Source organism: Methylobacterium sp. WL116 (assembly GCF_008039455.1).
In the GTDB taxonomy this organism is placed as follows: Bacteria; Pseudomonadota; Alphaproteobacteria; order Rhizobiales; family Beijerinckiaceae; genus Methylobacterium.
On sequence record NZ_VRUV01000128.1, the window covers coordinates 1 to 10047 of the forward strand.

Annotated in this window: 12 protein-coding genes; 8 read left to right on the forward strand and 4 right to left on the reverse strand. The window is 70.9% G+C overall.

What is annotated here, in order from left to right:
- Positions 1-212 (reverse strand): LysR family transcriptional regulator (locus FV223_RS11795; protein WP_147727227.1); only part of this gene is annotated, 212 nt, incomplete at its 3' end.
- Between the two features lie 97 nt (positions 213-309).
- Between FV223_RS11795 and FV223_RS11800 the strand changes: the two genes are divergently transcribed.
- From FV223_RS11800 to FV223_RS11825, 6 genes are all read left to right on the forward strand, one after another.
- Positions 310-699 carry a tautomerase family protein gene (locus FV223_RS11800; RefSeq protein WP_147727228.1) on the forward strand — a complete coding sequence of 130 codons (390 nt, stop codon included), beginning with the start codon at positions 310-312 and terminating at the stop codon, positions 697-699.
- A 93-nt stretch (positions 700-792) separates the two neighbouring features.
- Positions 793-1662: an SDR family oxidoreductase gene (locus FV223_RS11805; RefSeq protein WP_147727229.1), complete on the forward strand. Its 870-nt coding sequence runs from the start codon at positions 793-795 to the stop codon at positions 1660-1662.
- Between the two features lie 177 nt (positions 1663-1839).
- Entirely contained in the window at positions 1840-2697 is an 858-nt protein-coding gene (gene motA / locus FV223_RS11810; protein ID WP_147727230.1) for a flagellar motor stator protein MotA, read from the forward strand.
- A 34-nt stretch (positions 2698-2731) separates the two neighbouring features.
- Complete coding sequence (locus FV223_RS11815) at positions 2732-3598, forward strand: flagellar motor protein MotB (RefSeq protein ID WP_147727231.1); 867 nt, start codon at positions 2732-2734, stop codon at positions 3596-3598.
- Positions 3599-3775: 177 nt separating this feature from the next.
- A complete protein-coding gene (locus FV223_RS31730; protein ID WP_147727232.1) occupies positions 3776-6094 on the forward strand; it encodes an MFS transporter in 2319 nt (772 codons plus the stop codon).
- A 273-nt stretch (positions 6095-6367) separates the two neighbouring features.
- Positions 6368-7135 carry a Bax inhibitor-1/YccA family protein gene (locus FV223_RS11825; RefSeq protein ID WP_147727233.1) on the forward strand — a complete coding sequence of 256 codons (768 nt, stop codon included), beginning with the start codon at positions 6368-6370 and terminating at the stop codon, positions 7133-7135.
- Between the two features lie 285 nt (positions 7136-7420).
- Here the strand turns inward: FV223_RS11825 and FV223_RS11830 are convergent, their stop codons facing one another.
- Positions 7421-7795 (reverse strand): DUF2794 domain-containing protein, encoded by a 375-nt coding sequence (locus FV223_RS11830; protein WP_147727234.1) that lies wholly within the window; start codon positions 7793-7795, stop codon positions 7421-7423.
- Positions 7796-8209: 414 nt separating this feature from the next.
- On the opposite strand from FV223_RS11830, the gene bluB reads away from it, so the two are divergent.
- Positions 8210-8857: a 5,6-dimethylbenzimidazole synthase gene (gene bluB / locus FV223_RS11835; RefSeq protein WP_147727235.1), complete on the forward strand. Its 648-nt coding sequence runs from the start codon at positions 8210-8212 to the stop codon at positions 8855-8857.
- A gap of 173 nt (positions 8858-9030) precedes the next feature.
- Complete coding sequence (locus FV223_RS11840) at positions 9031-9546, forward strand: L,D-transpeptidase (protein ID WP_147727236.1); 516 nt, start codon at positions 9031-9033, stop codon at positions 9544-9546.
- A gap of 20 nt (positions 9547-9566) precedes the next feature.
- Here FV223_RS11840 and FV223_RS11845 read toward each other — a convergent pair whose 3' ends face one another.
- Positions 9567-9875, reverse strand: coding sequence for a cupin domain-containing protein (locus FV223_RS11845; protein WP_147727237.1), 309 nt, complete (start codon positions 9873-9875; stop codon positions 9567-9569).
- 78 nt (positions 9876-9953) lie between these two features.
- Positions 9954-10047: DUF1674 domain-containing protein (locus FV223_RS11850; RefSeq protein ID WP_147727238.1), on the reverse strand; the 94-nt coding region annotated here is incomplete at its 5' end.

The following is a 10047-nucleotide window of genomic DNA, read 5'->3' on the forward strand; positions in this document are numbered from 1 at the left end:
GGCAGGAAGCGCTCGCCCCGCGCCGAGGCCCGGACGCTGCGCGGGGTGCGGTCGACGAGGCGGCAGCCGAGCCGGTCCTCGAGCCGCTTCAGCCGCAGGCTGATCCCGGCCTGCGAGGTCTCCAGCGCCGCGGCGGCGCGGGTGAAGCTCGCCAGGTCGACGGTGAGCACGAAGGCCTGGACGCTTTCGATGTCGAGCGGGCGGGTCAGCATCACATCGATCCGTTATGGCAGATATAGCGTCCGATATCTTGCCGTTATCATCGCGGACGGCAAGGGTGTCCCTCGACCGGACCCGAGGACCCCCGCCATGCCCCTGACCCGCATCTCCCTGCGCGCCGGCAAGAGCCCGGCCTACCACGCCGCCCTCGTCGCCGGCCTCTACGCGGCGATGCGCGAGGCCTTCGCGGTGCCCGAGAACGACCTGTTCACGGTGATCCACGAGCACGGCTCCTCCGCCTTCGCCTACGATCCCGGCTATCTCGGCATCGCGCGGGACGACGACCTCGTGATGATCCAGATCACCGCCAACGACACCCGCGACACCGCGCAGAAGCGGGCGCTCTACGCGGCGATCGCCCGCAACCTCGGGCGGGATCCGGGCGTGAAGCCGGGCAACGTGCTCGTGAACCTGGTGGAGGTCGCGCGCGAGAACTGGTCGTTCGGCGACGGGCTGATGCAGTACGGCCCGCCGGCGTGACGATCCGGCGCGGCAGGCCGCTTTGAGCCGGTCCGCCTCCCGGCGTGTTCCCGAGGAGGCGCCGCATCCCGCGGCCTCACCGATGGGAACGTCATGTCCGACACCGCCTCCCCGCGCCCCGAGCCGCCCTTCGCGGCCCGGCCGATCCCCTATCCCGGCCGCTCGTCCGAGATGCAGCCGCCGCCCGATCACGGCGAGCACAGCTACGTCGGCTCCGGCCAGCTCACCGGCAAGGTCGCGCTGATCACCGGGGGCGATTCCGGCATCGGCCGGGCGGTGGCGATCGCCTATGCCCGCGAGGGCGCCGACGTGGCGCTCGCCTATCTCGACGAGCACGACGACGCCAAGGACACCGCCGCCTGGATCGAGAAGGCCGGCCGGCGCGCGCTGCTCTTGCCGGGCGACGTCTCGGAGGCCGGCCATTGCGCCGCGCTGGTCGAGACGACGATCGCGGAGTTCGGCCGGCTCGACGTGTTCGTCAACAACGCCGCCGTGCAGGTGCTGGCCGACGACCTCGAGGGCATCGCGATCGCCGACTGGGACCGGCAATACGCGGTCAACGTCCACGCGATGTTCTACATCCTCAAGGCCGCCTCGCCGCACCTGAAGCCCGGCGCCTCGATCATCGCCACCTCCTCGGTCAACGCCAAGAACCCGGTCGAGCAGCAGCTCGCCTATTCCTCGACCAAGGCGGCGCTGTGCAACATGGTGGCGAACCTCGCCAAGATCCTGGGCAAGCGCGGCATCCGCGCCAACGCGGTGCTGCCGGGCCCGATCTGGACGCCGCTGATCCCGTCGACGATGTACACCAGCCAGGTCGAGAGCTTCGGCTCGATGACGCCGGCCGGGCGCCCCGGCCAGCCGGCCGAGCTCGCGCCCCCCTACGTGATGCTGGCCTCCGACGCGGCGAGCTACATCAACGGCGCGATGATCGCGGTGACGGGCGGCATGGTCACGATCTGAGGGCGGGTCTCGGCGCGCGGTCCGGGCGCCGTCGCCGGGCGCCCGGACCGCGAGCCGAGGGAGCCGGACGGCATCCGAGCCACGGCCTAAACCCGCCGTTAACCGAGATCGGCAATTTGTCGGATCGCTAGTGGCGTCGCTCGGGCTGTCCCTGCCGCCGCGCAAGGGTGGCAAATCATGCGGCTGATCATCGGCACACTGGTCGTCTTCGCCTGCGTCTTCGGCAGCTACGCGGCGATGGGCGGCCACCTGGAAGTGCTGTGGCAGCCGTTCGAGTTCGTCATCATCCTCGGCGCGGCGATCGGCGCCTTCATCATCGGCAACACCGGGCCGGTGCTCAAGGCCGTGCCCGCCATGCTGGCCACGCTCGTGAAGGGGCCGAAATACAATCAGCAAGCCTATGTCGAGCTGCTGGGCATGCAGTATTCGCTGTATCGGCTCGCGAAGCAGAAGGGCCTGATGGCGCTCGAGCCGCACATCGAGGAGCCGAGCGAGTCGGCGCTGTTCAACAGCTTCCCGACCTTCGCGGCGAACCACCACGCGGTCGAGTTCGTCTGCGACTACATGCGCATGGTGACGCTGGGCGCCAACAACGTCCACGAGATCGACGCCCTGATGGACGAGGAGCTGGAGACGCACCACCAGGAGCAGGAGCGGATCATCTCGGCCATGCAGTCGCTCGCCGACGGAACGCCGGCGCTCGGCATCGTCGCCGCCGTGCTCGGCGTGATCAAGACCATGGGGGCGATCAAGGAGCCGCCGGAGGTACTGGGGCATCTGATCGGCGGCGCGCTCGTCGGCACCTTCTTCGGCGTGTTCGTCGCCTACGGCTTCTTCGGGCCGATGGCGCAGTCGCTCAAGAGCCTCTTCGAGGCCGAATCCAAGTACTACGTCTCGCTCAAGGCGGGCCTCCTCGCCCACATCGCCGGCCAGCCGCCGGTGATGGCGGTCGAGTTCGCCCGCAAGGCCCTGATGAGCGACGTCCGCCCGACCTTCAACGAAGTGGAAGCGGCGACCGCCGCCCTGCCCGCCTAGTTCCGACCCCACCTCGCGCAGGGACTCGACGGCCATGGCCCTCCAGCCGATCATCATCAAGAAGGTCAAGAAGGCCGCGCATGCCCACCACGGCGGGGCCTGGAAGATCGCCTATGCGGACTTCGTCACCGCCATGATGGCGTTCTTCCTGCTGATGTGGCTGATCAGCATGACGACGCAGGAGCAGAAGATCGGCCTGGCGGAATACTTCGCGCCGGCGGCTTCGAGCCCTGCGACCAGCGGCGCCGGCGGCTTGCTGTACGGCACCTCCCTCGACACCTCGGGCAACAAGCCGTCCAAGCCCCGCGAGGCGGCGACGGGCTCCGCCCAGCAGGAGGATGCGGTGCGCGCGAGCAGCCCGGGCAGCGCCAGCGATCTCGAGGCGAGCCGGCGGGCCGCCAGCGTTCCGGCCAACTACAGCGCCATCGCCAGCCTCCGGCAGGCGCTCCAGAAGCTGCCCGAGATCGCCGAATTGTCGCGCAACATCGTGTTCGAGACGACCAAGGAGGGCGTGAACGTCTCCCTCGTGGACGACGACGGCCGCTCGATGTTCCGCGAGGGCTCCGTCGAGCCCTACGAGCGCACCCGCCGCGTGCTGGAGGCGCTCGCGCCCGCCCTGCGCAAGCTGCCCAACCGCCTGTCCATCACCGGCCACACGGCCGCCGCGCGCCCGGGCTCGACGCGGGCCGGCGAGCCCTGGACCCTCACCGCCGGGCGGGCGCTCGCCGTGCGCGAGGTCCTGGCCGGTGCCGGGGTGCCCAACGACAACTTCGCGTCCGTGGTGGGACGCGCCGACACCGAGCCGGTCTTCCCCGACAATCCCTACATCGCGCCGAACCGGCGGGTGACGATCACCCTGCTCAACGGGAGCCCGCCGGTGCCCCCGAACGTTCTCCGCTGACGACGGGGCGCCCGGCGCCCTCCGAGGCCGCAGCGTCTTCCCGCGCGCCGCTTTCCGCCCCGAGCGGACCGCTTGCGCCGCCTGAGCACCGCGACTCCGCCCGATCCGATCGTACCTTGACCGCGGGACCGGACCGGGCCACGCCCTGCGCCGCTCCCGCGTGCACCCAAGGACGGCATGGCCCCGACCACCCACCTCGCCCTGATCAACGTCTTCATCGGCGACATCCAGGGCGGCTTGGGACCGTTCCTCGGCACGTGGCTGGCCGAGGCCGGATCGTGGAGCCCGGCCCGCGTCGGCCTCGTCACCACCCTGGTCGGGTTCGGCACGCTGCTGCTCTCCGGCCCGTTCGGCGCGCTGGTCGACCGGGTCGGGCGGCCGCGGCTGCTGATCGCCGCGGCCTGCACCGCAATCCTCGCCGGCACGCTGCTGCTGCTGCCGGCCCGCGCCTTCGCCTTCGTGTTCACGGCGCAGCTGCTGGCGGCGGCCGGCGGCACGCTGCTGCTGCCGGCGGTGACCGCGCTGACCCTCGGGATCGTCGGCAAGGACCGGTTCCCGGGCCAGCAGGGGCGCAATCAGGCCTTCAACCACGTCGGCATCCTGATCGCCGCCGGCGCCATCACGCTGGGCACCGCCCGGTTCGGGTCGGCGATCGCCTTCTGGGTGCTCGGCCTGATGGCGGTGCTGGCGATCGCCGCTGCGCTGACCACCCCGGCCTCGGCCTGGAGCCAGCGCCGCGCGGTCGGCTGGACGGAGCCCGGTGGGGAAGACGGAGCGGAGGAGGCGCCGCAGCGGGCCGGCATCCGCGCCGTGCTCGGCGACCGCCGGCTGCTGGTGCTCGCCTGCGCGCTGACGCTGTTCAACCTCGGCAGCGGCGGCATGCTCTCGCTGCTCGGCCAGAAGCTCGTCGCCACCGCCGTCAGCGCGACGCACTGGACCGCGATCTACGTGATGGTGGCCCAGCTCACGATGGTGCCGGTGGCGCTGTTTTCCGGCTCGCTCGCCGACCGGCGCGGCCGGCGCAAGCTGCTGCTGGCGGCCTTCGCGGTGCTGCCGGTGCGCGCCGCGCTCTCGGCCTTCGTCGACGACCCGACCTGGCTGATCGCGGCCGAGATCCTCGACGGCGTCGCCTCCGGCATCGTCGGCGTGGCGGTGCCGGTGGTGGTCGCCGACCTGACCTGGGGCTCGGGCCGGACGCAGACGGCGCTCGGCACCGTCAACGCGGTGCAGGGCATCGGCGGCGCGCTCTCGGCCTGGTACGGCGGCCTCGCCTTCGGCCTGCTGCGGCTGGTCGCGGTCGGCGTGATGGCGCTCGCCCGCCGGCTGCCGCATCCGCGGCGGGCCGCGCCGCGGATGGCCTTGGCCAACCTCCACCGCCCCGGCGCCCTGACGCCGGCCATCGTCCTCTCCCTCGGCCTCGGCGTGACCCTGCTGGTGACCCTGAGCCTGATCGACGTGAACGTGCGCCGCACCATCTCGGCGACCCTTCCGGCGCGCGCGCCGAACCTGTTCTTCCTGGACATCCCGGCCGCCGATTCGGGCGCCTTCCACGACTTCCTCGCGCGCCAGGCGCCCAGCGCCAAGATCGAGCGGGTGCCGATGATGCGTGGCCGCATCGTGGCGCTGGACGACGTCCCGGCCGAGAAGATCCGCCCGCCGGAGGACGCCGCCTGGGTCCTCGACGGCGACCGGGGCATCACCTACGCCGAGGACGTGCCAGAGGGCTCGACGCTCACCGCAGGCACGTGGTGGAACGCGGAACAAGCCAGGACGCCGCTGGTCTCGTTCGAAGCGGATCTCGCGAAAAACCTCGGCCTCAAGGTCGGCAGCCGCGTCACCGTCAACGTGCTCGGGCGGAACCTCACCGCCACCATCGCCAACCTGCGCAAGGTCGAGTGGCGCAACCTCGGCATCAACTTCGTGATGGTGTTCTCCCCCGGCACCTTCCGCGGCGCGCCGCACTCGGACCTGGCGACGCTCACCCTGCCCGGGGGCACCGACGGCGCGGTCGAGAACCGGATCCTGCGCGACGTCGCCAAGGCGTTCCCCTCCGTCACCAGCGTACGGGTGAAGGACGCCCTCGATGCCGTCGGCGACCTCGTCGGCCGGCTGGTGCTGGCGATCCGCGGCGCGAGCGCGGTGGCGGTGCTGGCGAGCCTGTTCGTGCTGGCCGGCGCCATCGCCGCGGGGCACCGGGCGCGGCTCTACGACGCCGTGGTGCTGAAGGTGCTCGGCGCGACCCGCGGACGGCTGCTGGCCGCCTACGGCCTCGAATACGGGGCGCTCGGCCTCGTCACCGCCCTGTTCGGGCTGCTCGCCGGCACGCTCGCCGGCTGGGTGATCGTCACCCGGGTGATGCGCCTCGACTTCGTCCTCGACCTGTCGGGGGCGTTGGCGGCGGCCGCGGCCGCGGTGGTGCTCGCCGTGGTGCTGGGGCTCGCCGGGACCTGGCGCATCCTCGGCCAGAAGCCTGCACCGTACCTGCGGCAGTCGTGACCCTTGCGTATCCCCCGCGTGAGCTTGCCGCGATCGTGAACGACGGCATCGGGAGCCGTCGGCGAAGTAGCAGCGAACTTTAATCCCAGACTTCGTGAACAAATTTCACCCGCGGGGATTCATCGAAAGCGCTTTTTCAAGCTCTGCCGGGCTCTTGTGCGGGGCGGCCGAAAGCAACATATTCCGACACGAGGCGCTCGATGGCGCCAGAGGTCCCCTGCGTGGGCCTCGTCTCAAACACCACGCACGAGCGAGCCTTCCGAGGTCACTCCCATGGCATTCGACAACTCTCCCTTCCGCTACGGCGCCCAGGCGCCGTCGCAGGCCGGCACCCAGGTCGCGTTCGACCAGGGCCTGCGGACCTTCATGCTCGGCGTCTACAACAACATGGTCGTCGGGCTCGGCATCTCCGGCCTCGTCGCGCTCGGCCTCAACATGGCCGCCACCACCGCGACCGCGAGCGGCCGCCTCGCCCTGACCCCGTTCGGCCAGACGCTCTATAACAGCCCGCTCAAGTGGGTTCTGATGTTCGCCCCGCTCGCCTTCATCCTGGTCTTCTCGATGCGGATGGACCGGATGTCGGCCTCGTCGGCGCGGACGATGTTCTTCGCCTTCGCGGCGGTGATGGGCGCCTCGATGTCGACGCTGCTGCTGGTGTTCACCGGCGCCAGCGTGGTGCGGGTGTTCTTCATCACCTCGGCGACCTTCGGCGCGCTGAGCCTCTACGGCTACACCACCAAGCGCAGCCTCTCGGGGATGGGCTCGTTCCTGATGATGGGCCTGATCGGCATCATCATCGCCTCGATCGTCAACATCTTCCTGGCCTCGTCGGCGCTGCAGTTCGCCGTCTCGGTGCTCGGCGTGCTGATCTTCGCGGGGCTCACCGCCTACGACACCCAGAAGCTGAAGGAGATGTATCTCTCCAGCGGCTTCGACGGCGAAGCGGCGGCCAAGATGTCGGTCAACGGCGCGCTGACGCTGTACCTCGACTTCATCAACATGTTCCAGTTCCTGCTCTCGCTCCTCGGCGACCGCCGCTGAGCGAAAACGGACCGGACGAACGAAGAAGGCCCCGGCGGAAACGCCGGGGCCTTCTTCGTTCCGGGGGAGCTACGCTTACGCCGCGCCACTTCCCCCAGCGGGCAATGTCCGCCCTGCGCAGCCCCGGGATGACGGGGAGGGTCCGGAAAAGGAATCTGAAGATGTGCGAGGCCGATCGCCTGCTCGGGGGAAGGCCCCCCCGCGCCGCGATCCGGGCGCGCAGCGAGCGTACCATCGGCCAAGACGGCACCGGACGAAGGATCGCCGCGCAGAAATCCGAACGCTTCACACGGCCCGCAGGGGCTTCTCCAGCACCGCGAGCACGCGGGCGAGGTCGGTGCCGCGCTTGAGCACCACGCCGGTGGCGGCGACCACGGCGTAGGCGCCCTGGCGGCGCGCGAGCTTCGGGTCCTTCTCGATCCGGTAGAGCGGCATCTCGGAGGTGCGGCGGTAGATCGAGAACACCGCCTTGTCGCGGCGGAAGTCGAGGGCGTAGTCGCGCCACTCCCCCTCCGCGACCCGGCGGCCGTAGAGGTTGAAGATCGTGCGCAGCTCGTGCCGATCGAACGCGATCTGCGGGGCGGTGGATGGGCTCGGGAAGGGGACCACGCGGGCCGTCGAATCGTCTGTCCGGATCTCGCCGCTCGTCCGCTCGGTCATCGTTCCTCCGCCGTCGGCCTGCCGCCGTCGTCTTGCCGTCAGCCGCTGAGGATGGGCCTCGGGTGGCCGGGCCGCAAGAGTCCCGCGGCGGCGATCCGATTCGTTGCGGACGGGACACGCACAAGAAACAAATGCCGCGCTTTCGCCCCGATCGCGCCTTTCCCGAGCCGCGTTGCGGCGCGACAACGAAGGCCGAACCCTCGTCGGGTCGTGCCCGTCGACGCCCGAATCCCGAGCTCCCCAGCCCTCGGGCGTCACCGGATCCCACGACGCGACATCCCAGAGGTTTCGAGACCCAAGGACTTCAGGCCGCCCGCGAGGGCGGCCTTTTTTTGTGCCCGCCCGGCCCGTTCGATCTCCCCGGGGCCCACGGGCAGCGGGAAGGCGCAAAACCCGCTATGAGGCGGACCGACCATGACCGACCCCCGCCCGCCCCGCTTCGACGACGACTTCCGGCAGGCGCTCGACGACCTGTTCGCGTGGCGCCGCGACGTGCGCCGCTTCCGGCCCGACCCGGTGGACGAGGCCCTGCTCCGCCAGAGCCTGGCGGCGGCCCATCGCAGCCCTTCCGTCGGCAACAGCCAGCCGTGGCGCTTCGTGCGCGTCGCCGACCCCGAGCGCCGCGCCGGCGTGGTCGCGAGCTTCGAGCGCTGCAACGCCGATGCGGCCCTGCGCTACGCCGACGCCCGCCAGGCGCAGTATCGCGCCCTGAAGCTCGCGGGCCTGCGCGAGGCGCCGGTGCACCTGGCGGTCTTCTGCGACGAGGCGACCGAGGCGGGCCACGGCCTCGGTCGCGCGACCATGCCGGAGATGCTGCGCTACTCCGTGGTCGGCGCCGTGCAGACCTTCTGGCTCGCCGCCCGCGCCCGCGGCCTCGGCACCGGATGGGTCTCGATCCTCGAGCCGGCGCGCATCGCGGCGCTGCTGGACGTGCCGGGCAGCTGGCACCTCGTCGCCTACCTCTGCGTCGGCTGGCCCGTCGAGGAGCATGCCGACCCCGAGCTCGTCCGCCACGGCTGGCAGGCCCAGGACGCGACGGCGCTGGATCTGATCGAGCGGTAAAGCAGATCTTTCGACGGACGATCGCCTTTATCACGATCAAGCCCGGCGCTTTTTACCGTCTTCCCCGAAGACGGTGAGCAAGCCCGCAGTCGTCGCAGGATGAGCTGGAACGCCGAGCTTGGCCGTGGATTATTGCTGCAGCGAACGGTCACGCTTTGCAGGAAGATCCCAAGATGTCGGTCAGGAAGTACGTGTCCACGAGCCTCGGCGGCGCGCTGCTGGCCGGTCTCGTCGCGGGGGCGCCGGCCCTGGCACGCGAGGTGGTGCCGTTCTCGGACGGGGTGATGCCGGGCTCGGTGGTGATCAGCGTCTCGCAGCGCCGGCTCTACCTCGTGAACGGCGACGGAACCGCGATCCGCTACCCCGTCGCGGTCGGCAAGCCGGGCAAGCAGTGGTTCGGCACCAAGTCGATCGACGGCAAGTACGTGCAGCCGGCATGGTCGCCGCCGAGCGAGGTCAAGCGCGACAACCCGCGCCTGCCGAACCTGATCGCCGGCGGCTCGCCGCACAACCCGATGGGCGCCGCCGCGATGACGCTGTCGGGCGGCGAATACGCCATCCACGGCACCAACCGCCCGAGCTCGGTCGGCACCTGGGCCTCCTACGGCTGCATCCGGATGTACAACCAGGACGTGGTCGACCTCTACGACCGCGTCTCGGTCGGCACCCCGGTCTACGTGACGCACTGAACGCCCCGGAGCCCGCGGGATCAGGCGGCGGGCGGGGCCGTCGCCTCGATCGCCGTGAAGGTCTCCAGGATGTGGTAGGTGTGCGCGATGCCGGCCGGCACGCAGTAGGAATCGCCGGGCTCCAGTGCGACCGTCCGGTCCTCGAGCACCAGCTTGGCCCGGCCGGCGATCACGTAGCCCACGGTCTCGTGCTCCGAGGTGGTGCTCGGCTTGTCGTCGGTCGGCGGCTCGTCGCGCCACATCCGCATGGCGACCAGCGCGCCCTTCGCGAGCGCGATCTCGCCGTCGGCGCCGCTCGGCGCATCCTTGCTCGATACCTTGGTCGCCATCGGGTCCCTCGTCTCGCCGTATGCTTCGCGAGCCCAACAGCGGGCCGGCACGGTCGTTCCGGCCGGCGAGGCGCGACGTCAGAAGTCGACGGCGAGCCCCTTCACCTCCCAGTCGTCGTAGCGGACCGGCTCCAGGCCGCCGCGCCCGAGGCGCTCGGGGGCGGCGGCCTGG